We start from the raw sequence: 25,338 nt of genomic DNA, 5'->3' as shown, positions 1-25,338 counted from the left end.
TTTCTCTGTCCGTCAGGACCTCGCCGGCCCGGATCACCGCCTCGCCGGGCCCCGGACGGCAGAGCCGGGCGTCGGTCCGGGGCCCCACAGCCCCCGCCCCGACCGACACCCGACACCCGTCAACCGGGCGGCCTCACGGCCTCACGTCATGCGCGTGGCCCACTCCTGCACCTTCTTGATCCGCTGCTGGATCTGCCCGGCCGTCGCCTCCGCGCTCGGTGGACCGCCGCAGACCCGCCGCAGCTCGGTGTGGATCACACCGTGCGGCTTGCCGCTCTGGTGCGTGTACGCCGACACCATCGTGTTGAGCTGCTTGCGCAGCCCCAGCAGCTGCTTGTGGGTGACCACCGGCCGGGCCTCGGCCGGCTTCTCCAGCAGGTCGGCCTCCCCGGCCGGCTTCTGCCTGCTGTGCGCGATCTGCCGGGTCTGCCGCTTCTGGAGCAGCAGCTGCACCTGGTCGGGTTCGAGCAGCCCGGGGATGCCCAGGTAGTCCTGCTCCTCCTCGCTGCCCGGGTGCGCCTGCATGCCGAACTCGGCACCGTCGTACAGCACCCGGTCGAAGACCGCGTCGGACTCCAGCGCCTCGAACGGCAGCTGCTCCTCGGTCTCCTCGTCCTCAAGCCGCTCCGCGTCGGCGAGGAGCTTGTCCTCCTCCGAGAACGGGTTCTCCTCGTCGCTGCCCTTCTTGGGCTTGTCGAGGACGTGGTCCCGCTCGACCTCCATCTCGTTGGCGAAGTCGAGGAGCATCGGGATGGTCGGCACGAAGACGGAAGCGGTCTCGCCGCGCCGACGCGACCGTACGAAACGCCCGACGGCCTGGGCGAAGAAGAGCGGGGTCGAGATGGTGGTGGCGTACACACCGACCGCGAGGCGCGGCACGTCGACGCCCTCCGACACCATCCGGACCGCGACCATCCAGCGCGAGTCGTCCTCGCTGAACTTGTCGATCTTCTTCGACGCGGCCTTCTCGTCGGAGAGGACCACGGTCACCTTCTCGCCGGTGACCTTCTTGAGGATCTTGGCGTATTCGCGTGCCGACTCCTGGTCGGTCGCGATGACGAGCCCGCCCGCGTCCGGAATGCCCTTGCGCACTTCGGTCAGCCGCTTGTCGGCGGCCGAGAGGACGTTCGGGATCCAGTCACCGGTGGGCGACAGCGCGGTCCGCCAGGCCTGCCCGATCGCGTCCTTGGTCATGGGCTCGCCGAGCCGGGCGGCGATCTCGTCACCGGCCTTGGTGCGCCAGCGCATGTTTCCGCTGTAGCTGAGGAAGATCACGGGACGGACGACGCCGTCGGCGAGGGCGTTCCCGTACCCGTACGTGTAGTCGGCCGAGGATCGCCGGATCCCGTCGTTCCCCTCCTCGTACGCGACGAACGGGATCGGGTTCGTGTCGGACCGGAACGGCGTACCGGTGAGCGCGAGCCGCCGGGTCGCCGGGTCGAACGCCTCCTGGCAGGCCTCACCCCACGACTTCGAGTCACCGGCGTGGTGGATCTCGTCGAGGATCACGAGGGTCTTGCGCTGCTCGCACCGGTTGCGGTGCAGCATCGGACGGACCCCGACACCCGCGTACGTGACCGCGACCCCGTGGTACTCCTTGCTCACGGGTCCCGCGCTGTACTCGGGGTCGAGCTTGATCCCTATCCGGGCGGCCGCCTCCGCCCACTGCTTCTTCAGATGCTCGGTCGGCGCGACGACGGTGATCTGCTGCACGACATGGTGGTGCAGCAGCCATGACGCGAGGGTCAGCGCGAAGGTGGTCTTCCCTGCGCCGGGCGTGGCAACCGCGAGGAAGTCACGCGGCTGCTCCTGGATGTACTTCTCCATGGCGCCCTGCTGCCAGGCTCGCAGCTTGCCGGCCGTGCCCCAGGGGGCGCGGCCGGGATAGGCGGGTGAGAGGTGGTGGGAGGCGGTAGTAGTCACGGTCTCCGGTTCGGGGCTCTCGGGTACGTGGGGCGCTGTCCGCACGGGCCGGGACGGGCTCGCACGCGATACGACAACCGGGCCACCCTACCGGGGGCCCGGCCGGAACCCCGTATGGACGAACCAAGGTTCGGCTCCGTTGAGACCCTCTTCACAGGGAGTTCTACGCGGCGAACACGGGCAGTTCCGCAGCGATCCCGGGCATGTCGAGGCGGCCCGGCGCTTCGTCGGTGAACCACGGATTCAGACCGGCCGTGCGTGAACGATATGCCGTGGGATCACGCGGCACTACGCCTTTTCCCGCACCCGGCCCGCCACCCACGCCCCCACCAGCGCCACCCCCGCCATCGGCAGGAACACCACCGCGAACGCCCCCGGATGCGCCCCGGACGCCCCCGCCTCCACGGCCTCGTGCGCCGCCCCCACCGCACCGCCGCCGAGCGCGGCGAACGCCGCGCCGCCCGCGGCCAGCAGCAGCACGTTCGACAGCCCGTCGGAGATCTGCAGCGCGGCGGAGTTGGCCCCCGCCTCCTCCGGCGCGGACAGCTTCAGCAGCAGCACGCTCGTCGAAGCGATCACCATGCCCATGCCGAAGCACCCGACGGCCCAGGCGACGGCCACCGTCCACACCGGCACCGACGCGATCAGCACCGACGGTGCGCCCGCGATCGCCGCCACGACCAGCACCATGCCGCCCACCATCAGCCGCTCCCGGTACGGCTCCAGGCGCGGCCGGGCCTGCACGTACGAGCCGAGCGCCCAGGTCCCGCCCCCGGCGGCGAGCGACAGCCCGGCCATCGTCGGGGACAGCCCGCGCTGCGTCACCAGCATCAGCGGCACGAAGGACTCGGCGGCGATGAACGACCCGGCGGCGATCCCCCGCAGCAGCACCACCGACGGCAGTCCGCGCGCCGCCCGCCCGATTCCCGTGGGCAGCAGCCCCCGTACGGCAGGAACGAGCAGAGCGACGCCCGCGGCGGCCGGAACCAGCGCAAACCAGTTCCGCTCCTGCCCCGCGTACTGCAGCAGACCGGCCCCCACCGAAATACCGAGCGCCAGACCGATGCGCCGGCGGTCGTACGGTTCGACGGGCGCCGACGGATCGGCAGGCCCGGACGCCATGCGCCGGATCGCGGGCAGCGCGAGGGCCAGCGGGAAGACCACCAGCACCGGAATCCCGACGAAGACCCAGCGCCAGCCCAGATGCTCGGTCACGCTGCCGGAGGCGAGCGGCCCGACGACGGACGGGACGACCCAGCTCGCGGCGAAAGCGGCCATGATCGCCGGCCGGATCCGCTCCGGATAGGCCCGGCTGACCACCACGTACAACGCCACGATCACCAGCCCGCCACCGAGCCCCTGCACGGCCCGCCCGGCGATGAACATCCACATGCTGCCCGCCGTCCCCGACAGCAGCAGCCCGGCCCCGAAAGCACTGATCCCGGTGGCCAGCGGCGCCAGCGGCCCGCGCCGGTCCGCCCACTGCCCGGAGAGCACCATGGCGAAGAGACTGGTCGTGAAGTACGCGGAGAACGCGAACGCGTACAACGGAATGCCGTGCAGCTCACGGGCGGCGACCGGCATCGCAGTCCCGACGGCGGTCGCCTCGAAGGCGATCAGGAACACGACGGAGACGATGCCGATGCTGAGCGCCCGATAGGTCCGACCCAGCAGCCCTTCGGATTCGGCGACGGGAGTGTCCACAGCATGGGGCGAGACATCGGCGTCACGCGGTTCGAGGGCGGTCATGAGCCCAAGAGTAAGGGTCAAGATCCGCTTTGGCCCCTGGCGCGAGTCGGTCGCGCACTGGTCCCTTGGTCGTAGGACCGTGGCGCGGAACGGGGCGCCGACCATGAACGGCGTATGGCAGTCGCATTGCACCGCGCCCCGCACGCTTGAGCACCCGCCCCCATCGCCCCTACGGTCGACACATCGGCAGGAAACGCAGGAAGCGCACGACCGTGTGCCCGAGTGGTTCAGGGGCTCGACTGCAACTCGAGTTACACCGGTTCGAATCCGGTCACGGTCTCCGGTCCGGGAGTCACGCGGATCTGCTGAAGGTGGGGAAGGGGCCCGTTCGGGCCGCTTCCCCACCTTCATTTCCCGCCCACGGTTCGACCCACGGCCAGGTCGGCCCGGAGCCAGAACCGGAGCTACGACGGCCCATCGGCAACGAACGAGCCGAGCCCGACCTCGGTACGGATGAGCCCTTCAGCCTTCAGGTGGGTCAACGCCTTCTGGGCCGTCGAGGCCGCAATCCCGAACTCCGTCGACAGCTCCACCACGCTGGGGACCTTTCCGCCCACCGGGTAAGCGCCCTCCGCGATGCGAGCAGTGATCACTGCCGCCACCTGGCGCCACACAGGGCGCGTTCGGTCAAGATCCTCACTCATGCAGTTGACGCTAGATATCCGCGGTACACCGCGCGACCGCAGTCTACCGCGGTAGATTGCGGTAGTCCGCGGCCAGCACTCGCCCCCGCGACCGTGCGACCGGCCCGGGGCATGGCCAGCAGCTACTGAGGAGCTGACGACGTGAGCCGGATTAGCCATGTGCGATTACTGCCCTGGTGCGGGGCGGACGGGCAACCTGCCCACCTGGTCACCGACGGCACCGAGAGCCGTCTTTCACGCCTCGCCGACAGCATCGAGGCCACCCAACTTGATACAGGAAGAGAGGTACTCGAGCTCTCCCGCGCCATGCTCCAAAGCCTTGAACGCCCCACGGCGGGCGAGCTCTTCTACGTGACGCAACGGCTCACGGAATGCTTGACCGATGCCCTGCGCGTCGCGGAGAGCCGTGGCCTGAGAATTCCCGCGTACGAGGCCTGACAGGTTCAAATCTCCGAGCAGTAGTCGCGGGGGTGGGGGGAGCATCTCGCCCGCACCCCCGCGACGGTGGACTTGCCGGAGACCATTACGCCGTCAATGAGAACGACTGCCCCTTGGTCTTTTTGCGTTGCCTGAAGCCCATGAAGCCAATCCGGCGATCGTGCACGCCGCCCCTCGCAGTGGCCACGAAGCTGCAGTAGCGGCGAGAACGAATGACCGTGACAGCGGCAGCTGCGCCGATCCTGGTCAGCCGGACCCAGTGACGTTAGTGAGTGGTCAGGTCCTCCGAAAACGCCGCGGGTCCGCGGGCGCCATGGCGCCCGCGGACCCGGGTGGTCGAGCAGCGGATCGGGTCAGTAGGAGAACTGCTGGATCTGGCTGCCGTCGCCTGCGTATGTCCAGCCGGTCCGGGTTGCCGGGTCGAGCTGCATGACGCGCTCGTGATGGAATTCGAGCCGACCGTTGTAGTTGCCGAACTTCGCGTACTCGACGCCGGTCACGGTGCGCACCGTCTTGCCCGTCTTCAGGTCGACGACGGCGATGCGGCCGGTGGCGTTGTTGTCGCTGAAGCCGTACTGCTGAATGCCGCCCGTCGGCTTCAGGTCCGGGTACCGGAAGGCGAACAGTGCCAGTTGGTGCTCGCCATCGACGGCGAGCGCGACGGGTGCCTGCTGCATTCCGAGATCCACCGGGTCCCCGCTGGGCAACTGCGCGAAGTACCCGGTGCCGGGGAAGTGGACGCTAACCGAGTGGTACCACGTTTCGTAGAGGTTGCCCTTCTGGTCGGAGGCGAGGCCCGTGGCGCAAGGGATTCCTCCCTGGCTGTGGGTGACCGTTCCACTGTCCAGGTTGATCGCTGCCATCGTGCCGGACCCCATCGAGGCCAAGCAGTTGGCGTCGAGCCCGAGCAACTGCGAGGAGAAGACGCCGGTCGACTCGTCCACGTCCAGCAGGCTGTACATTTCACGGCCTTCCGGAGGGGGGTCGAGCTGGAGGGCGGTGCCCAGAGCGCCGGTCGCCGTGTCCACGGGGAGCACGAAGCTCGCACGGTCGCTCGAACGGTAGGCAAGCACCGCTGCACGGTGGCGCTTGGTGTCCACCCGCCCGCCCGTCACGACGTACTGGTCGTCGACCCGGACGGGGCTGCCGATCTCGTTGCCGGTGCTCGTGTCGTAGGTCTCCAGCCACTGCTCGCCGGTGGTGGTCTGCTTGTGCAGGACCAGCGCGTGGTGGTCGGAGTCGACGCCGAACACCTCGTAGATGGAGCCGTACGCGGGGTCGCTCGTCAACTTGCGTCCGTAGGTTCCGGTGACGGTGTCGTAGTCGTACACCGAGCCTTCACCGGTGGGGCTCTCGACCGCCGCGACGGACGTGCCGCCGGGAACGATCTCGAAGTTGGTCAGGTTGGTGCCGTCGGGGGCCAGTCCGTCGTCGAATCCCAGCAGCGACGTCGGCGAGGCCTGCCCGACTATCTTGCCGTGCTCGTCGACGGCGAACACCCGCAGGTCGTAGTTGACCGATGAGGGCAGCTTGAGCGCCAGTGCGTCGAGCGTCACCGTGCCTCGCGTGCCCTTCAGCGAGCGGTCGAGCGTGGCCGGGCTGTCCACTCCGTTGTGGTCGCGGGTGGTGCCGTTCTGGTTGCTGACCAGGTTGTACGAGTAGTACATGTTCGGCCCGGGCGCGGAGAACTCCAGCAGCGTGCCGGCGGCACCCTCGACCTTCGATACGTCGTAGTGCACCGAGAACCGCGATGCCGCCCGGTTGGCCCACAGCAGGTGACCGAAGTCTCCGGAGGCCTTCGCGGCCAGAGTCGGCGCTTCCGGGCGTTGCGAGGGGTCACTGCCGTCGACCCGGATCGAGGCGAACTCGCCGTACAGCGGGCCCCTCTGGGAGTTGCCCGTGGGGTTCTCGAGGACACCGATCCCGTAGATGCCGCCACCGGCGGAGAAGGCGGAGGCCGGGACGGTGACCGTGCCGCGAAGTCCCGTCAGCGGGGTGGTGTAGGAGGCGGAGAAGATGGGCGCCATCGCGGGGCTCCAGTGGCCGACTCCCGACACGACCAGCTGGGGCGAGCTGAGGTTCCGCACTCCGGTGAGGTCGTAGCTCACCTGCACGGAGTGCCCCGCCTTGACGACGGGCTGGACCACCGGGGCGAGCGACTCGAGGTAGCTGCCGTCGGTGGGGCCGAAGGTCAGCTCGTGGGTGGCCGAGGCCAGCACCTGGTGGCCGCGGCGCACCTCGAAGGTGAGCGAGATCTGCCGGTCCGTCTCGGAGACGACCGGCAGTCCGGCCGCGGTCAGCATCTGCGTGGGGGTCAGCCGGATCGCCGGCACATCGGAGGTGAACTCGTGATTCCCGATGCGCAGCGCGTAACTGACGCCCTGCCGGCTGGACAGGCCGGTCACGTCGGCGCCGATGGTCACCGGCCCCACCAGGCCCTCCCCGGTGGCTATGGGGCTCGGCTGCCTGGTGCGGCCGTCCGCCTCCACCGGTCCGGCCAGGTCGATGTAGCCGGGGTCGGTGCCTTCGCTGTACGCGCCACCGAGTCCGCCCACGGTCTGGCGATGCGCCACGGAGAGCCGGACGATGCGGGGTGCGCCCGTGTCGGCACGGCTGCCGTCCGCCTTGGCCAGGACCGCTTGCACCGCGGCTGCGATGTCGAGCTGCGGGCCCACGTGCAGCGGCTGGTCGATCTGCGGCGGCGTGGGCACGGCCCGGCCGGTGCGCTCCAGCAGTGAACGGACGTCCTGGGGCGACGGGTGCTGCCCGGTCAGCCGGGAGGTCTGCAGCACGACCGCGGCGGCGGCCGCGATCTCGGGCGCGGACGCCGAAGTGCCTCCGCTGAGGACCTCGGCCACCGACTGCGCGGTAGCACCCTGGTGCTCGAAGGCGGGGATGCCGTCACTGGGCGCCGAGACGTCCACGCGCGTGCCGAATCCCGAGGAGAAGACCCCGGAACCGTTGAGCCTGGTGGTCGCCCAGGTCCCGTTGGCCGACGCGGCTCCGCCGTTCTGCGGCGGCACGGACAGTGTGTCGTCGGTCGTGGTACCGCCCGCAGCGATCGCTCCGGAGTCCAGCACCTTGCTGGGCGTGGTCGACAGCTCGTCGTCGTCGATCCGGGTGGTGTCGGCGGCCTTGCGGGTCACGTCGGTCGCGGTGCTGCCGCCGTCGGGCCCGACGGCCGCGTTGGTGAACAGCCTGGTGCCGTCGTTCGACGAGACCACCACGGTGATGCCGTACTGCTTCACGATCGATGCGATCACGGCTTGCTGGACCGGGTCGTCCTCCAGGTAGCGGCCGGGGAGCCCGAAGGCGTCGGTGCCGACGCCCAGGCTGGCAGTGATCACGTCAGGCCGCGGAGTCTGCCGGGCCGCGGCCAGCAGCGCCACCGCGATCTGGCTGAACGTCGGCTGCTGCGGGACGACGAGCCGGTATTTGGCACCCGGGGCGATGCCCAGCAGGTCGGAGGGCCCGCTGCCCTGCATGCCCGGGCGCTGCAGATCGTGCGGAAGCGGCGCCATCACGGAGAAGTCCAGCAGGACTTCACCCAGAACCGGGTCCTGCCCCTGGGTCGAGCCGGTCGGGTCGAGCGCGCCGGTCGAGTCCGCGGTGTAGGTGGGGATCAAGGGCATCGAGGGGATGTCCAGGTACCGCTGGCCGTTCTGGACGACGGTCGTCGGCCCGTAGTTGCTCGGGGTCGACGAGTCGATGAGGTCGCCGACCGAGACGTTGGTGATGGTCTCACCGGTGCCGGGCAGCTGGTCGAACTTCCGCTTCAGCACGCTGTAGGCGCCCGTGGCGTTCACGCCGCCGGCGTTGAGGAAGCTCTGCACCGAGGTGCCGAGAGCCTCGTTGCCGGGCACTCCGTCGGAGCCGGTCGCACCGCTGTCCTGCGCCTTCGCCGACAAGCCGGCCTTCCCCACCATGGCACTCGCCGCGGCGGGCAGCGGCACGGCACCGGTGTTCATGGGGGAGACGGTCTGGTCGGGCTCGGCGTAAACGACACCGGGTGTGGCGGCCAGCTTACGGGCGGCGGCCGCGGCGTCACCGCCGGCGAGCTGGACGACCTGAACCTTGGACAGGTCGATCGCCCCGGAGCCCAGCTTCGCCTGGGCGGCCGAGTGCAACTGCTTCGCCCGGGCGGCCGACAGCGCCGGCAGCAGGGGACGCATGGAGACCGCGTGGGCCCGCTTGAGCGCGGTGTTGACCGCGGTGTCCGAGGTCAGCGGGGTACGGACCTGCAGATTGCGCTGCTTGCCCAGCGACGTGCCCGTCACCTGGGTGGCCGAGCCGAGTACCACAAGGACCTGGTGAGGGCTGTTCTTCGCCGACTGCGCGGGCGTGGGCTTCAGGAACGAGCGCCACGGACCGAGCGCTGAGGATCCGGGTATGGAAGGCAGCGCGGCCCCCGCACCGGGCTGTGACGCTGATGAGCTGCTGCCAAGCGGGGTCTTGAGGGCCGGCGACTGGCCGGAATCAGTGGCTGCAGAGCCGGACCCGGGGGAGCTTGAGGGAATCGCTGCCGCGGGTATCGTTACGGCCGCGGTGATGGCCACGAGCGCGACACCGACGGCACCAAGCCGTCCGACGCGCGTGTGGGCATACGTCATGGGACACCTTTCTCAGGGAGCGAATCCGCGAGCACGGATCCACACCGAAAGGCGCTGCCCGCTCGAACGTGTCAGGACAGCGCCAACTTCAGCGTGAAAGATGTCAACCGCGACCAACGACACACAAGATTACGAGACCGGCGGATCTCTGCCGGGTGGCGGAAGCCGCCACAGAAATTGGCGGGACAGTATGGAATTTGACCTGCTCGGGCTTGCGGAAGAAACAGAACACGTCTACGTGGCACTGGTCCGGCAGCCTCGCTGCACCTCTTCGGAGTTGGCCGACGCTTGCGGCATGTGCGCGTCCACTGTGGGAAGACTGCTGTCCAAACTGGTCAAGCTCGGGCTCGCCGTGCAGGACGCCCGACGCCCGCCACGCTTCACCGCCACTCCCCCGGATGTCGCCGTCACCCCGCTGATAGACCAGCGCGAGCACCGGCTCAAGGAAGCACGAGCCCTGGTACTGCGGTTGACCGAGGCTCACCGGGAGGCGGCCCGGATCAGCCATCCCGACATGGCCGTCGAACTGCTCACCAGCCGTGAGCACATCAGCGCCGCCGTGCACCGGTTGACTGTCGACGCCAGCCACCAGGTGCGTGCGTTCGACCGCCCGCCCTATGTCGACGGCCCCGGCAGCAACCTCGACCGCCAGCTCCAGCAGCAGCGGCGCGGCGTGATCCACCGGGTGATCTACGACCGCGAAGCGGTGGCCTGGCCCGGCAGGCTGAACAACGACATCGTGCCCAGCATGAAGGCAGGCGAGCAGGCACGGGTACACCCTGAGTTGCCCCTCAAACTCTTCATCAGCGACGACCGGGCGGCCATCCTCCCCTTCAGCCTCGGACCCGGTGGCCAGTCAGTCGCCTACCTGGTCCACCGCTCCCCCGTGCTCGTAGCCCTGGAATCGCTCTTCGAGGCACAATGGGAGCGCGCAGTGCCGCTGTCGGACGCCCCACTGCCACCCGGCGACGCCACCACCGCGGCGGAATCCGAGGACGCAGAGCCCGATGAGGAGACTCGGTCCCTGCTTACCCTGCTCGCCTCCGGCCTCACCGACACGGCCATCGCGCGCGCCCAAGGCTGGAGCGAGCGGACTACCCAGCGTCGCGTCCACCAACTCATGTGCCAACTCGGCGCCTCCACCCGCTTCCAGGCCGGCCTCACCGCCATCCGACGCGGCTGGCTTTGAAACGAGCACCGGCAAGCCTGACCCCGGTACTACAGCCTCACTTCCTGAGCGGCCGATCGCGTCCGGTCGGAGGCGGTCACTGCCTCGGAGGCGTGATGCGGAACAGCGGCCTGCGGAGCATGCCTGACGCTGCCACCAAGCGCGAAACGATCAGGTTCTGTCACCAACTCGAAGATCTGCGGTGCAGTACTGGGCTGCCGCCGCTCGCATTGCCTCGATGGCTTCTGTGACGCCCCTAGCGCACAAGGCCGCGGGCCCAGTCCTCAAGGCCCCCACGACGGTCGATCAAGGTGTTGTCCAGGTCGGAAAGTGCCAGCACACAGCGAAGCTACGCGATGGGACGCCCGTCTCAGTTTCCGTCTCATTCACCGCCGTACGCGGCCGTCCGGAGCCGTTCCGGCTGCTCCATTGATCACAACGTCCGTACGAGATTGAACGCGCGCGAACGCCCTTGGATCATGCCCTGACCAGCCCGGACAAACCTGCAAAGCGAGTTACGCCGCTTCGATTCCGGTCGCGGCCTCCAGCGGGAGCACACGGGACGACCGCCCCCATGGTGCGAGGGCGGCCGTCCCTTGTGCTCCCTGCGTTACGCGGGGTCCAGTGACGGCTGCGCCTCGAGTCCCCCGTCCCCCTCACAGCCCAGCTGCTTCGCCATGGCCAGCGACACGGAGTGCGCCACGGTCGCGTAGGCCCTCTTCAGTGCCTCGACGTCACCCTCGGGCTCCTTCGGCATGCCCATACGCTCGACGTTCATCTCGACGTACGCAGGCTTCTGTACGGGTCCGGGCAGCTTCCGGCTCCGGCAGACAAACCGGACGTAGGCCTCGTCGTGGGCGGCCGCCGCCGACTCCCCGATCTCCAGCCGAGTAAACCCCGAGGGGGGCTTGGTGTCCGCCCCCGTGGCCTCGTAGGACAATCTCCAGGTAACGCGGAGTTCGTAGCCAGGCGTCCCGACCGGGGTATAGATGCGGCAGACGTCTCCCTTGTTGCCGACGGGTTCGGGGATGAGGCCAGAGACAATGCCGACCACCTCCTCTGCGGCGTGGGCCACCGTGGACTTCTCGGCGGACGCCTCGAACCGCGACGAGCCGGTGATGACCTTCAGCGCCTTCCCCGCCCCGGCGGACACGGCGGCGCCTCCGCAGAGCCGCTCGGGGGCCACGGACTGCTCCCGGGCCGCCTTCGCGGGGTCGTCCCCGTCCCCTCCGCAGCCGGCGGCACCGGCCAGCAGGGCGGCTGCGACAACCGTGCGGGAGAACCCTCTGCGGATACGCCTACCACTCATGAACATCAGCATCTTTCTGTGTCATTGCCCCCCTCATCACTTCAGCCGGGGAGGGCTGCCGGGATCTCCGGCGTGTCGGCGCATGCCGGCTCGCCCGTCAGGGCGCGCGCGAACGTCGTCAGCAGCTTCTTTCTTCGTCAGCCGGTTTCCGGGTCACTGCCCTGTTGGTCCTCGCGGGAGTTGCCGGTCGAATAGCCGACCCTCATCGATTCCTTGAGGTCCTGACCGAAATCGCTGTTGATATCCACATTGTGGTGGGACATGAACTGCTCCATGGGCGCCTCGGCCATGGATTCGCCGGAGGAGTACACCTTGGTTTTCTCCTCCCTGGTGAGTTCGTCAACCTTGTCCTTGTGCTCATCGACGGAGTTGTCGGACACATCTCCGATGACCTGGCCGATGACCTGCTCCACGGCCCCGCTGGCCGTGTCCGTCGCCAGCGGAATGAGAACTGCGGCGGCACCCACGGCCGCGGTGGCGGGCAGAAAGGCCACACCTGCGGCAAGCGCCGACGTGGCGCCGAATTCCACCCAGCCGGACCGCGCGGCCACGGCCTTCTCGTACTCCTCGTGCGTCTTCAGGTTCGTCGCCTCGACCTGGTCGGCACGCGACTGGTCCAGCATGCCCTGGACCTCAGCACCGACGTGCACCGTCGACCGCGCAGCCCCGGTGTCGATCTTCCCGTCCGGACCGACCTGCGCCTCCAGCACGCTGGACGAGTACACCTGCTCCGCCTTGGACAGGGTGGCGTACGCGTCCGGATGCTGGCCCAGGACGCTCAGGAAACCGCGCGCGGTCCTCCGGCCCTCCTCGACATCGTCGAAGCCGATGTGTCCGTCCGGATTCTTGACCGGCGCGAAGACACTGTCCGGGTTGTCCTTGTCCAGAGCCCAGTTGATGTCATCGATGTACCCGGCGCCCATGGTGCCGAGGCTGTCCGACATGGCTTCCTGCTGCTTGAGCAGCCCGGCGTCCGTGCCGTACTTCTCCATCACCTGCTGCATGACCGCCGCATTGTCCGCGTCCCGCGCCACATTCGCGTCCGGATGGTCGTACGGGTAACCGAGGGTCGCGGACTCCAAGGCGTGGCCCAGGGCGTCCGGCATGTAGTTGAGCGACGCCTTGAGTTCCTCCGGGTCCAGTGAGTCGACGTCTCCGTAGGACTCCCACTTCTCGTTCCCGAAGAAGTCGAGGTAGTTCCCGATGGCCTTGCCATCCTTGTCCTTGCCGAGGTCCGCCGTGGCACCCTTGTTGACTGTGCCGTCCTCGTTGTACGCGGTTGGCTGGTCGGTAAAGAAGTGCTTCGACGCATCCGGGCTGTGCCCCAGCGCCTCCAGCATGGAGACGGTCGGGTCATAGCCTGAGCCGTTCACGCCGGAGGGGTTGAACGGGTTCTTGAACGGACTGTTCACCACCTTGTTCTCGGCGAACATGTACGGGTCCTTCTGGTGCAGCTGCGCCACGTGCTCGGCGATCGGGTTCAGGAACTTCGCGTCGTAGTTCCCGTACCGCATGATCCCGCCCAGCAACTGGTAGCCGAACGGCCCACCGCTGTCGTGCTTGGCCAGCGGGATGCGCTCCGTACCGAGCCTACGCAGCTCCGGACCCCACTCGGCGGTGAAGTTCTTGTCCTGGGACGCAGTGGCCAGGTTGAGCCCCAGGTTCTTCTGGAGTGCCTGGACGTCCTTGAGCCGCTCCTTGTCGACCTTGCCGTACTCGTACGTGTCGGTCGAGAGCTGCCCGAAGAACGCGAGCGACTTCTCCGGACCGAGCTTCTCGTAGAAGTTCTTTGAGAACTCAAGTGACTTGCTGTTGTCGTGGAGCAGCTCGTTGAGCGCCTGCAGTTCGGTGTGCGTGATGTCGCGGCCCTTGGCTGCCAAGGCGGCGGCACGGGCCGCCTCCTCCTGGTCCATCTTCGTGTACTTCGGGGCGCTGAAGTCCTTACCCTTGGTCACATTGGCTTCGAGGGAGTTCTTGAAAGACACGTCGGTGTCATTGCAGTTGTCGACGATAAGGTCGATCTTCTTCTGCCACTCCTCGATCGCCTTCTTCTGCCGGCGTACGAGTTCGGGGTAGTCGGGGTCGTTGCGGCGTTGGGCAGGGGGAATGTCCTCCACAGGGTTCCGCGCCGTGACCTTCCCCCTGGCGTCGACGTGGACGCCCGCTGCGGGCCCCTCGTCGTCCCGGATGCCGATCAGGTCGTCCTTGGCCTTCTTGATGGCCGTGTAAGCATCTTCGAGGATCTGCTTCACACCCTTGGCCTCGGCCGCGGCGTCCTTGAACTCGTTGGCCGTCTTACCGATGAAGCCTTTGGTGACGCCGGCGTTGACGCCCTCCCACTCGGCCTTGTCGGCCTTGGCCTTCATGCCGTCATGGGCGTCCTCGGCCAGCTGGTCCAGCTTGGTGACCATGTCCGACCAGTCGTCGGCCGCCGTCTTGAGTTTGACGACGGGCGCGTCGACTATGTCCTCGAATGTGAGCATGTGCGTTCCCCCGCGGCCTACTTGAGGTACTCATTGAGCTTGGAGACAGAGATCAGATCGCCGCCGATCTGGACATCATCCTTCGCATGCGCGGCCTTGGTGTAGTTCAGATGATCCGAGATCTGCGCACAGGCATCGAGCAGTGTCTTCATGTGCGTATTCCACCGGTCGTGGACCTTGAGCAGCGCCGACCCGCTGGAGAAGTTTCCATTGGTGAGCGCGATCGCCGCGTCAAAGGTCGAGGGCCGAGCACGGTCGCCCTCCGTGGAAAGCCGAGTGCGCAGACCGTACGCATCGTGTCCGACAACACCCAGGTCGTCCTGGTTGACGCTCAGGTCCGGAGCATTCGGACCACTTTGCCCCGCTCTTCCGTCACCGACGCCATTGAGTCGCATATCGACCCGTTGCGTGGATTTTGTGCGAAGTGCCGCCCACTCTGCGTCAAACGTCACGAATTCCCCCATACTCAGCTTTCCGGCCGATGACAGCCTCGACCCCGCTTCCGCAGCTACCTACGCTATCCAGACGAATGCATCCGCTGGGCATCGGGGCACCACGACTTCCACAATCGAGATGAGTGACGCCATCCTCGCGGGTCTCGAAAGGGCATCTACGTGGGCCTATTGACGGCATCATGGAAATGCGAACTCAGAAGTTCGGCCCTTGCCCGGGCGCGCCACCATGCGGAGAGTCGGAGCCAGGAGCACCCGGTGGGGGTCCATAGGCCGGGTGCGGAGGCTGCCGATACGGGTGCGGAGGCCCATAGGGCTGCGGCACAGGTATGGCGGACTTGCGGCGGCGGGAGCGTATCGCCAGGACAGTGACCGCTGCACCGATGAGAGCGGCGACACCGATACCGAGGCCGATCCAGAGACCAGTGTTGCTGTCGGTGCCGGATGCCGGGGCCGCGGTGGCCGGCTTGTCGTCGTTCCCCGAACTTCCGGTCTCCTTGGAGGGCTCGGCTGAGGGCTGAGAGCTCTCGGCTGCCGCGAGATCGGGGAGTGGGTACTCATCGGCTGCGCCGGGGTCGCCGGGAGTCTTCAGAGCGATGCGGGGGCGAACGACGCCGTAACCGACGTAGTCGTTGCGGTCAGCACCGCTGGTCGGTCCGCCGGCCGTGTTGAGCATCACGCGCAGGACCTGGTTGTTGGTCCAGTCCGGGTGCTTGGACCAGATGAGCGCGGCGGAAGCGGAGGCAATGGCGGTCGCGTCGCTGGTCCCGTGTGAGGTGCAGAGATGCGTCTTACTCGGGCAGGCGTGGATCATCTCGTCGCCCGGCGCGGAAAGGTCCACCTGAGGACCGAACTGGGATTCGCCGGTCTTCTTCAGGTCCTTGCCAATGGCCCCGACTCCGACGGCTCCCGGCGTCGCCGCCGGATACTTGACGACGTTGCCGGTCCTCGCGTCATTACCCGTACCGGCGAAGACCAATGAGCCCTTGTCCAGGGCGTACTTCACCGCGTCCGTCAGCTGCTGCGAGCCCTCGCTCGCCGCCTGGGAAAGGTTGATGACCCTGGCGTCGTGATCCGCTGCGTATCGAATCGCAGCCGGAACGGCGGTATTGAACTGCTTGATGTCGTCCTCGAGGTTGGCGGCCTTGTCAGGAATCCGGAGAGGCAGAATCTTCACTCCGGGAGCGAGACCGAACGCACCATCCCCGCCGCGAGCTCCACCGGTGCCGGCGATCAGGCCGGCCATGCCCGTGCCGTGGCCGTCGTAATCGGTCTGCTCGTCACCCGATTCACCCGGGGCGAAGTCCTTGCCCTTGAGGACCTGCCCACGAAGGTCAGGATTGGACGCGTCCACCCCTGTGTCGATGACCGCGACGGTAACGCCCGTACCTGTGCTGGTCTGCCAGATCTCCTCGGCCTTCATGGCAGTCAGGTGCCATTGGTACGAACGGACCGATGCAGCGTGAGCCGACCCGGCCGTGGCAGCCACCAGCAGCATCCCAACGGCCGCCGACGCGGCGGTCCTGGTGCGGCCCTTTTGCATGTTGCTGGTAAGCATCTGCGTCCTTCACTAAATACTTTCAATCAGTCGATCACAGGGGGCACAACGCGTCGACCGCCCTGCTGCCAGGTCTCTTCGTCTTCCGTCAGGTAATCCGGTCGCTCGCCGTCGTCGCGACGGGGGGAGCCTGGGCGGGCGCCCGCAGCAGCGTTCGCTCCGCGTCCCGCCTGTCCGACCGCACGCGTGCCGTCACTCGCACCATTGCCCCGAACCAGACCAGAGCCGCCAGGCGTGAAGGGACGGCCGCTCGAACGCCCCGGCTGCTGAGGACGGCCGCCGACGACTCCGCCGGATTCTCCGGCCAGCCGACGACTACCGGGAAGCCCGCTCTGGCCACCGCTCGGGCCGCCGATGCCCGCACCGCGGCCCAGAAGGCCGCGGCCACGCGTACCTTCGCCGCCGACCACCGTGCCACGGGGAAGTCCGCCCGTTGGACGCCCACCGGTCTGGGTAACCGGCCTACCGCCGCTGATGCCGGTGTCACGGGGCATACGACTTGTCGGACCGCTGCCGAGCCCATTTGGACCAGACAACGACGGAGGACGGACGCCCGTGCCGGTGTAGCGTCCGGCGCCCTGCTGATTCGGGGTCAGCGTTGGATTTCCCCCGAATACGGGCGGCATAATGCTCGGACCCAGCGGGGAATTACCGTCCGGCTTGCCGGTCAGCGGCAGTCCCGTCGGCGAGCCGATAGGCGTAGACAACGACTCCGGCAAGGTCGCTACGCCGTCGATCTCCATACCCACAGGTGCTCCCGAGCGCGCGGGCATCTGAACCACCGCACGGTCCACGGCACCTGATGTTCCTGGATCGGACACCTCCGCGGGCGAGGTGTCCGTGGTCGCTGCGTACCCGACGCCGCCGCCAGCCCCTCCCGACCCGGAATCGCCACCGGGAGGTGCCCAGCCCTCCGAGTCGCCGATGCCACCTTCCCGCTCCGGCACAATCGCCTGCGGCGGTGGCGGAAACGCCGGCTTCTCCAGTCCGTCCATCTGCGACGCCGACAACGAGTACGTCTGCGCCAGCTTCCGCATCTGCGCAGCCGCCTCCTGGCGGTTCGCCTCCTGGGTTGCGATCAGCGTCTCCGCCGACTTCTGCGCCACCGCCGACGCGTCCGGGTCATTGCGCGCCGCCAACGCCGCGTCCAAGTTGGCCTGTGCACCCGCCTGGGTGCGCGGGATCGCCGCCTGGGCCGACGCGATCGCGTTCGAAGCCTGCGTCAGCCACTTCGACGCGCCCTCGCTGTAATCACCCAGGCGCAACGTGGAGTTGGCCAGATCCGCGCTCCATGTGCGGAATGCGTCGGCGCCCTCGCCCTTCCATTCGACCCACTGCGGGCGCACCTTCAGGTCTTCGGCGATCTTGCGGATCTCCGTGGCCGCGCTCACCAGCCGGTCGGCCGCACCCTGTATCGCCCCGCTGTTGGCCTGGTCCAGCCACGCCAGCATCTCCTCGTGGGACATGCTCTCGAACGGCGTACCCGAGCCGCTTTCCCCGTGGTCCATGCCCCGCCCCCGTCTAAGTCCGTCGTTCTCGTGCCATGTGCGTGTTCGTCGTCATCAGAGTCCGCCTACACCGGACGAGTCGCCCGTGACCGGCTTCGTGGCTGCCGGTTGTTCGGTGTGCTGCTTGGCCGGCACCGTCGGGTCGTACGAACCCCCGTAGTGCTCCTGCGCGTTGTCGTTGATCGCGAGCATGCGGCGCCGGATGTCCACGTCGAGGTTCTCGTAACCCTTGTGGGACGCGAGCACCGCGATGCCCATGCCCTCTATCGAGTCCGACAGCAGCTTCGACAGCGATTCGAGCTGGGTGATGACCGTCTGGTACGAGAGGAACAGATCGGCCGCCTCGGCCCAGCCGTTGTGGCCGCCGCCGAACTGGGGGCGGACCATGGGCTCTTCGCCCACCTTCTTCGGTCCGGCCGGCGATGCCTTCAGATCGCGCAGGAGTTCGTCGATCCGGTCGCGGAACTTCGTGAACGACGAAAGCTCGGTGACCAGTTCACCGGCCGCGTTCTGCGCGAAACCGACGACGGACCCGAACGGCCAGCCCGGTGTTTCCGCCGATCCCCCGGCGTCACTCGGCAGCACAGCACCCTCCCCCGTATGCAGCTGTGTTCAGCTTTGGGGATCACTGTAGTCAGCAGCGGCGACAGCTCGCATCTCCGTGTTGCATGTGCAACGCAAATCGGTCAGGAGTTGGCCGCCGCCACAGCCGCCTGCGGTCGGATCGGGAGGCGGTTTATCGGGCGGCCGGTCGCCGCGCGGACTGCCGCGGCCACCGCTGCCGGGGACGTCACCACCGGGACCGCCGAGGCGGGCTTGGCGCCGAAGGGGGCCACCACGTCCCGTTCCTCGACGAGTTTGACGATGCGAATGTCCGGCGCGTCAAGCGATGTGGGCAGCGCGTAACCCGTTAGGTCGGGGTGGCGGATCAGACCGCGGGCGGTGCGGAGGTTTTCGGTCAGTGCCGTGCCGATGCCCTGGGTGATGCCGGCTTCGATACGGGTGGCCAACTGGGACGGGTTGAGGACCCGGCCGACGTCCTGGGCGACGGCCATCTCCACCACGCGGATCGAGCCGAGTTCGATGTCGACGTCCACGACCGCGCGGACCGCGCAGAAGGCGAGGCCGACGAACGCGTCGCCCTGGCCGGACTCGTCGAGCGGCTCGGTGGGGTGAGGGCGGCACTGGGCGGTGGCCCAGAGCTCTTTGCCGTCCATCGCTTCTGTGACCGTCGTGGACAGCACTCCGTCGTACGAGGTGATCTTGCCGTTGGCGATCTGGAGCAGCTCCGTGGACATGCCGAACTTGTGGGCCAGCGGCTGGAGGAGCTGGGTACGGACCATCTTGGCGGCCCGTTCGACGGCCCCGGCGGAGACCCAGGTGTGGCGGCCGTGCGTGGCGGGGCCGGCCGGGGGCTGGTCGGTGTCGACCGAGGCCACGTGGACCTCCTCGATACCCAGGGTCTCCTGGACCACCTGGCGGGCCAGGGTCGAGAAACCCTGACCTGTTTCGACCGCCGCGCAGATGACTGTGGCGACGCCGTCGTGGACCTTGACCGTGGCCGTGGAGACCTCGTCCGCTCCCTCGGCGCCGAGCATGTGGACCATGCCCAGTGCATAGCCGACGCCGCGGCGCACCGCGCCGGGCTCGCCCGCGCCCTCCGGGCCGCCGGGCAGCAGCCAGTCGTCCTCGGGAGAATCCTTCGGGAGTATGGGGAGCGGGAAGTCCCGTACCGCTCGCAGAAGTTCGGCGACCGGGGCGGGGCACGTCACGGTCTGACCGGTGGGCAGGATGTCGCCGGTCGAGAGGGAGTTGCGCAGGCGGAGTTCGGCCGGTTCGATGCCCAGCTTCGCCGCCAGTTTGTCCATCTGGCCCTCGTACGCGGCGCAGACCTGCATCGCGCCCTCGCCGCGCACATGGCCGGACGGCGGGTTGTTCGTACGGACCGCCCAGCCCTCGATGAAGGCGTGCGGAACGACGTAGGGACCGCAGGCGAAGGCCACCGCTGCGGCGAGGGACTCGGACGAGGCGTCGGCGTACGCGCCGGCGTCGAGGAGGATCTGCGCCTCCACCTTCACCAGCCGGCCCTCCGCGTCCGCGTGATGGCGGTAACGGAGCAGCGTCGGGTGGCGGTGGGCGTGGCCGAGGAACGACTCCTCGCGGGTGGCGGCCAGTTTGACCGGGCAGCCGGTGCGCAGGGCGAGCAGGCCGAGCGGCAGCTGGAAGCCCGGGTCCTCGCGGTCGCCGGTCGCGCCGGGGACACCGGTGACGACAATCTTCACCCGGTCCGGTTCCAGACCGAAGCAGGCGGCGGCGAGGTCGCGGTCGGTGTGCGGGTCGGTGGAGGCGGTGTAGATCTCCACGCCGCCGTCCGGGCGGGGCACGGCGAGTCCGGCCTCGGCACCGATCGGGGCCGGGTCCTGTCGGCCGATGCGGTACAGGCCCTCGACGATGACCTCGCCCGCGATGTCCGGGTCGCCGTAGCGCAGCGGGATGTGACGGATCAGGTTGCCGTCGGGGTGCAGGGGCTCGGCCTCGAAGGCCTTCTCCGGGTCGGTGACCGGTTCGAGGATCTCGTACTCGACGACGATCGCCGCCGCGGCGAGGCGGGCCGTGTCGGGGTGGTCGGCGGCGACCGCGGCGATCGGCTCGCCATGGTGGCGGACCAGTTCGGACGCGAAGACCGGGCGGTCGACCACACGACGGCCGTACGCACCGTCGCCGGGGACGTCCTCGTGCGTGACGACCGCGCGTACGCCCGGCATCTCGGCCGCGGCGGTGGTGTCGATGGAAAGGATTCGGGCGTGCGGGTGCGGGGAACGCAGAACCGCCGCCCACAGCAGTCCCTCGGCCCAGAGGTCGGCCGCGTACGGGAAGGTGCCCTCGGTCTTGGCACGGGCGTCGGCGGGCGGCAGCGAGGCGCCGAGGCCGAACACGGGCGGCTCGGTGTCGGGGCTGTCGACCGGCGGGGTGGTGAGCGTCGTGCGGGTCGCGTTGGCCGCGGTGGCTGCGTCGTTGCTCACGCCATGCCTCCGTCCTGCAGATGTGGCTGGACACTACCGGCACCCGGGGCTGCCTGGTGCGGGATGCGCGCCTCGTCCGCGTTCGCTTCCGCGGACGGGGACGTTGGGCCGGGCACGGCGGCGGCTTCGGCGCTGGCCTCGCGGCCCGCGATGACCTCGCTCACGGCGCCGAGCACGCCGCGGTAGCCGGAGCAGCGGCAGAGGTTGCCGCAGAGCGCCTGGCGGGTCTCCAGCTCGCTGGGGGCGTGGTTGCCCTCCAGCAGGTCATGGACGGTCATGGCCATGCCGGGGATGCAGAAGCCGCACTGGACGGCGCCGCAGTTGGCCAGGGCCCGCTGGACGTCGGACGGCTCGCCGTCGACGGCCAGGCCCTCGACCGTACGGACCTCGCTGCCCGCAGCCGTGGCCGCGGGGACCATGCAGGAGGCGACGAGCCGCCCGTCGACCTGGACGTTGCAGGCACCGCACTCGCCCTGCGAGCAGCCGTCCTTGGCACCGGCGAGGCCGAGCCGCTCGCGCAGCACGTAGAGCAGCGACTCGCCGATCCAGGCGTCGGTGACCGGGCGGTCGGCGCCGTTCACATGCAGGACGTAGGAGGCGGCGGGGTGCTCGCTCGATGTGTCGAGGGGCGGCGGGTCGAGGGGTGGTGCGTCGGCCGGGGCCTCCTCCGCAGCGAGTGCGGGGGCGGGGATGTCGGCGTCGGCCTCGACGCCGGGGACCAGGTCCGTGGCGAGGTCGGGGATCAGGTCCGGGGCCGGCCCCGGCACGAGGTCCGCCGTCGGGTCGGCGGCCGGCTCCGTCGGCAGCTCGGCGTCCGCATCACGCTGCACGTGGACGCGCGTGGACTCGGGGGCAGGCGCCTGCGTGACGTCCACGCCGTGCGGCGGCGTCCCCACAGCCGTTTCGGGGGCCTCGGGGGCCGACTCCGGCTGCGTCGCCCACGGCGCGGGCGCGCCGCCCGGCAGCGTGGCCGGCGGCGTCCGGTCCCCGTACCACTCGGAGGCCAGCGCCGAGGTCGTGAACTCGCCGGACTCGTCCGGGAGGTCGCCCGCGGCGACCGGGATCGTCCAATGGCCGGTGTGGCCGAGGGGCTCCGCGGCCGTCGCCTCGGCGAAGTCCCACTGGCCCGTCGCGGCCGACGGCTCAACAAGCTGCTCGTGCTGGGGGTACTGCTCGCCCGCGGACTGCTGCTGGTGCTGGTGCTGCGGGTACTGCTCGCCCGCGGAGCGCTGCTCGTGCTGCGGGTACTGCTCGCCCGCGGACTGCTGCTCGTGCTGCGGGTACCCGTGCTGCTGGTTCGGATCCGGCCAGTGCACCGTGCCCTGCGCCTGCCGCTCCGCGCCGCCCTCCGGCAGGCCCTGCGTCCGGACCACCCAGCTGCCCGTCGCCGCCGGGTCGAGCCCGGCCGCAGGAGTCAGCGGCAGGATCATCGGCGGTACGTAGCCATGGCCGGGGGCAGCCAGCGGTGCGTTCGCCAGGTCCTCCGGCGGCAGGTGGACGAAGGCGGTCGCCTCGGAGTCGTACTCGCCGCCCTGTGGGGTCGGCTGCCAGCCCCCGTGCTGCTCGTCGTGGTCCTCGTGGTTGGCGTTGCTGTTGCTCACGACAGTGCCCTCCCCAGCGCGCGTCGGGCGAGCGCGGCGACCGTGCGCCGCAGATGCAGTACGGAGGGGGGCAGCGGTGGCGCCTCGCCCCCGTCGGCGGGCGGGGCCTGGTCCGGGATGCACGCCGCTGCGACGTACTCGCCGAACGCGGCCAGCGCGTCGGGTGCCAGACCCCGTTCACCGTCCCAGTCGATCAGCGAGGCGATCCACCGCTCGGCCTCCAGCGGGCGCAGCGGCATCGGCGCTATGGCGCCGACCGCACAGCGCACCCCGCGCCGGGCCGGGTCGAGGACGATCGCGACGGATGCGGTGGCGCGACCGGGGCCGGTGCGGCCGGTCGCCTTCAGGAAGACCTGCGGGGCGTGCAGCAGCGGTACGCGGACGAAGCCGATCAGCTCCGCGGGTTCGAGCATCTCGCGGCCGGCCAGCAGGTGCGAGACGGGGATCTCGCGGCGGGCGCCGCCGGGGCCCGCGATGACGAGCTCGGCCTCCAGGGCGGCGAGCACCGGCAGGGCGTCACCGGTCGGGGCGGCGGTGGCGATGTTGCCGCCGAGCGTCCCGGCGTTACGGATCTGGGGCGGGCCCGCAGCGCGCGCGGACGCGGCCAGGGCGGGAATCAGGGCGGCGAAGTCGGGCCGCCCCATGCGGGCGTGGGTGAGTCCGGTGCCGAGCAGGGCGTGACCGTCCTGGTAGTGCCAGCCGCGGAGCTCGCTGATCCGGCCGAGACCGACCAGCCCGGAGGGACGCAGGAGCCCCTTGTTGACGGCCGACATCAAGTCCGTGCCGCCGGCCACAGGAACGGCGGCAGGCATGGCGCCGAGCGCCGCCACGGCCTCGTCGAGCGAGGCGGGCAGCGTCACGGACTGCGCCGCCTGCGGTGCGTGCGTGGTCAACCCAGCTGCCCCTTCCCGGTGTCCCGGCGTCCGGCTTGTTTCGCCGTACGGTACGTGCTCGAAGCCCGGACGTGGCAACTCTGGCACATCTTCCGATCGGACCGACGCGAGGGTCCGCGAAGGGTGCATCTGTCCACGACCTGGAAGTTGGTCCCGTTTCGCACCTCTTCGGCGCAGAGTGTGAATTGGCACTCTTCAGCCATGTTTGTACGACTTGTTCCGTTCGTGCGGTGAACGCTTACCGGCCACCACGTTCCCAGGAACGGTGGTGGCCGGACCGGCACTGCGGCCGGGCTCACACGTTCGGGGGCGCCCCCTCGATCGGGCGTCCGAGAACGCCGGGGCGTCGCTGCCACGGCAACGGGCCGCCCGGCGGACGGTACTCGACGCCGAGCGCGTCAAGTCGGGCGTAATGCACCGTCATTCGCCGTTCGAAATCGGCGAAGTCCCGGTCGGCGGGGGCGGGCAGTGCCGACCAGGCGACCTCCGCGAAGGCCGCGAGCCGCGGAAAGACCTGGTAGTCGACGCGGGACCGGTTCTGCATGACCTCGGTCCACACGTTGGCCTGGGTGCCGAGGATGTGACCGGCCGCCTCCTCGGTCAGGCCCGGCGGTACGGGGTCGAAGCGGAAGACGTCCTCGAGGGTGCGGACGTACCCGATGGGCATCGGTTCGTCGGGGCCGCCGCCCTGACGGTGGTCCAGATACACCTGCTGCTCCGGGCACATCACGACGTCGTGCCCCGCCTCGGCTGCGGCGATGCCGCCCGCGTACCCGCGCCACGACGACACGGCCGCGCCGTCCGGGAGGCCGCCTTCGAGGATCTCGTCCCAGCCGATGAGGCGGCGGCCGCGCGCGGTGAGCCAGCGGTCGAAGTGCCGGATGAACCAGGACTGCAGCTCGTCCTCGTCGGCCAGGCCGAGCTCCCTGATGCGGGCCTGGGCGGTCGGGGACTCCTTCCACTGGTCCTTGAGGCACTCGTCCCCGCCGACGTGGATGAACGGCGAGGTGGCGGCCGGGAAGAGGTCGAGGAGTTCCTCGAAGACGCCCTCGAAGAAGCGCAGGGTGTTGTCGGTGGGCGCGAGTACGTTCGGACTGACACCCCAGGTGTCCCACACGGAGAGGGTGGTGGTGTCGATGACGTCGGTGTTGCCCAGTTCCGGGTATGCGCTGATGGCGGCCTGCGAGTGGCCCGGGATGTCGATCTCGGGGACGACGCGGATATGCCGCTCGGCGGCGTACGCGACGATCTCGCGGATGTCGTCCTGGGTGTAGTGGCCGCCGTACGGGGTCTCGTCCCACAGCTCCGAGGCCCGGTGCCCGTGCTTCGTACGGGAGCGCCAGGAGCCGACCTCGGTGAGCTTCGGGTAGCGCTTGATCTCCACGCGCCAGCCCTGGTCGTCGGTGAGGTGGAAGTGGAAGACGTTCAGCTTGTGGGCGGCGAGGAGGTCGAGGTAGCGCAGGACATCGTCCTTGGGCAGGAAGTGCCGCGAGACGTCGAGCATCAGGCCGCGCCAGGCGAAGCGGGGCCGGTCCTCGATATCCGTGAGGGGGATGACCCACTTCTTATCGGAGTGGACAGGCGCGCGGCGGAAGGCGTCGGGGCCGAAGAGTTGACGCAGGGTCTGGGCGCCCCAGAAGACCCCCGCCGCACTGCCGCCGCGGATCTCAATGCCCTGGCTCCGGACCACACCAAGCCTGTACGCCTCGGGCTCCAGTGCGTCGTCGATGAGCAGCGTGACCGAATTCTTGGCCCTTTCATCTCCCGGCGCCAGCGGCAGACCGAGGGCGGCACCGACATTGGAACGCAGCCAGCGCTCCGTGGTCTCCGTGCCAGGCGCCCCGTACAGCGTGGTGCCCCGGTCCAGCAGGAAACCATCGGGGGCCATTCTTTCGACGGCGACGGGCGCCGGGATCAGATCCATGGATTCAGCGTCCCAGATGAGCGTGTGCGTCCCTCAGTGCGGCTGGCGAGTGCGC

16 protein-coding genes and 1 tRNA gene are annotated in these 25,338 nt (G+C 69.2%); 3 read left to right on the top strand and 14 right to left on the bottom strand.

Annotation, left to right across the window (positions count from 1 at the left end; all coding sequences use genetic code 11):
- Positions 1–141: 141 nt before the first annotated feature.
- Together ACWCP8_RS28705 and ACWCP8_RS28700 are read right to left on the bottom strand one after the other, a co-directional pair.
- Complete coding sequence (locus ACWCP8_RS28705) at positions 142–1,923, bottom strand: DEAD/DEAH box helicase (protein WP_352262618.1); 1,782 nt, start codon at positions 1,921–1,923, stop codon at positions 142–144.
- Positions 1,924–2,211: 288 nt separating this feature from the next.
- Complete coding sequence (locus tag ACWCP8_RS28700; RefSeq protein WP_451118992.1) at positions 2,212–3,672, bottom strand: MFS transporter; 1,461 nt, start codon at positions 3,670–3,672, stop codon at positions 2,212–2,214.
- A gap of 208 nt (positions 3,673–3,880) precedes the next feature.
- Between ACWCP8_RS28700 and ACWCP8_RS28695 the strand changes: the two genes are divergently transcribed.
- Positions 3,881–3,952: transfer RNA gene (locus tag ACWCP8_RS28695), tRNA-Cys, on the top strand.
- Positions 3,953–4,076: 124 nt separating this feature from the next.
- On the opposite strand, the gene ACWCP8_RS28690 is transcribed toward ACWCP8_RS28695, so the two are convergent.
- Positions 4,077–4,316 (bottom strand): GntR family transcriptional regulator, encoded by a 240-nt coding sequence (locus tag ACWCP8_RS28690; protein WP_326629937.1) that lies wholly within the window; start codon positions 4,314–4,316, stop codon positions 4,077–4,079.
- 141 nt (positions 4,317–4,457) lie between these two features.
- Between ACWCP8_RS28690 and ACWCP8_RS28685 the strand changes: the two genes are divergently transcribed.
- Positions 4,458–4,754: a hypothetical protein gene (locus ACWCP8_RS28685; RefSeq protein ID WP_352262622.1), complete on the top strand. Its 297-nt coding sequence runs from the start codon at positions 4,458–4,460 to the stop codon at positions 4,752–4,754.
- 353 nt (positions 4,755–5,107) lie between these two features.
- On the opposite strand, the gene ACWCP8_RS28680 is transcribed toward ACWCP8_RS28685, so the two are convergent.
- Complete coding sequence (locus ACWCP8_RS28680) at positions 5,108–9,031, bottom strand: S8 family serine peptidase (RefSeq protein WP_451118989.1); 3,924 nt, start codon at positions 9,029–9,031, stop codon at positions 5,108–5,110.
- A 523-nt stretch (positions 9,032–9,554) separates the two neighbouring features.
- On the opposite strand from ACWCP8_RS28680, the gene ACWCP8_RS28675 reads away from it, so the two are divergent.
- Complete coding sequence (locus tag ACWCP8_RS28675) at positions 9,555–10,553, top strand: helix-turn-helix domain-containing protein (protein ID WP_355993954.1); 999 nt, start codon at positions 9,555–9,557, stop codon at positions 10,551–10,553.
- Positions 10,554–11,142: 589 nt separating this feature from the next.
- On the opposite strand, the gene ACWCP8_RS28670 is transcribed toward ACWCP8_RS28675, so the two are convergent.
- From ACWCP8_RS28670 to ACWCP8_RS28625, 10 genes are all read right to left on the bottom strand, one after another.
- On the bottom strand, positions 11,143–11,841 hold the full coding sequence (locus ACWCP8_RS28670; protein WP_451118987.1) for a hypothetical protein: 699 nt from the start codon (positions 11,839–11,841) through the stop codon (positions 11,143–11,145).
- A 137-nt stretch (positions 11,842–11,978) separates the two neighbouring features.
- A complete protein-coding gene (locus ACWCP8_RS28665) occupies positions 11,979–14,324 on the bottom strand; it encodes a hypothetical protein (RefSeq protein WP_451118985.1) in 2,346 nt (781 codons plus the stop codon).
- Between the two features lie 17 nt (positions 14,325–14,341).
- Positions 14,342–14,719, bottom strand: coding sequence for a hypothetical protein (locus ACWCP8_RS28660; RefSeq protein WP_451119013.1), 378 nt, complete (start codon positions 14,717–14,719; stop codon positions 14,342–14,344).
- Positions 14,720–14,972: 253 nt separating this feature from the next.
- Entirely contained in the window at positions 14,973–16,334 is a 1,362-nt protein-coding gene (gene mycP / locus ACWCP8_RS28655; protein ID WP_451118983.1) for a type VII secretion-associated serine protease mycosin, read from the bottom strand.
- 26 nt (positions 16,335–16,360) lie between these two features.
- A complete protein-coding gene (locus tag ACWCP8_RS28650; RefSeq protein ID WP_451118981.1) occupies positions 16,361–17,842 on the bottom strand; it encodes a WXG100 family type VII secretion target in 1,482 nt (493 codons plus the stop codon).
- 54 nt (positions 17,843–17,896) lie between these two features.
- Complete coding sequence (locus tag ACWCP8_RS28645; protein ID WP_352262636.1) at positions 17,897–18,427, bottom strand: hypothetical protein; 531 nt, start codon at positions 18,425–18,427, stop codon at positions 17,897–17,899.
- 101 nt (positions 18,428–18,528) lie between these two features.
- On the bottom strand, positions 18,529–20,865 hold the full coding sequence (locus tag ACWCP8_RS28640; RefSeq protein WP_352262638.1) for a xanthine dehydrogenase family protein molybdopterin-binding subunit: 2,337 nt from the start codon (positions 20,863–20,865) through the stop codon (positions 18,529–18,531).
- Positions 20,862–22,466 carry a 2Fe-2S iron-sulfur cluster-binding protein gene (locus tag ACWCP8_RS28635; RefSeq protein ID WP_451118979.1) on the bottom strand — a complete coding sequence of 535 codons (1,605 nt, stop codon included), beginning with the start codon at positions 22,464–22,466 and terminating at the stop codon, positions 20,862–20,864. Before ACWCP8_RS28635 ends, ACWCP8_RS28640 begins: the two co-directional genes overlap by 4 nt.
- On the bottom strand, positions 22,463–23,359 hold the full coding sequence (locus ACWCP8_RS28630) for an FAD binding domain-containing protein (protein WP_352262642.1): 897 nt from the start codon (positions 23,357–23,359) through the stop codon (positions 22,463–22,465). The genes ACWCP8_RS28635 and ACWCP8_RS28630 overlap by 4 nt, the downstream gene beginning before the upstream one ends.
- 295 nt (positions 23,360–23,654) lie before the next feature.
- Positions 23,655–25,283: a beta-N-acetylhexosaminidase gene (locus tag ACWCP8_RS28625; protein ID WP_451118977.1), complete on the bottom strand. Its 1,629-nt coding sequence runs from the start codon at positions 25,281–25,283 to the stop codon at positions 23,655–23,657.
- Between the last annotated feature and the right edge of the window lie 55 nt (positions 25,284–25,338).

Source organism: Streptomyces sp. NPDC002206, from assembly GCF_053593595.1.
Note: the sequence above shows the minus strand (reverse complement) of the source record. Positions and strands in the feature narration are given on the sequence as shown.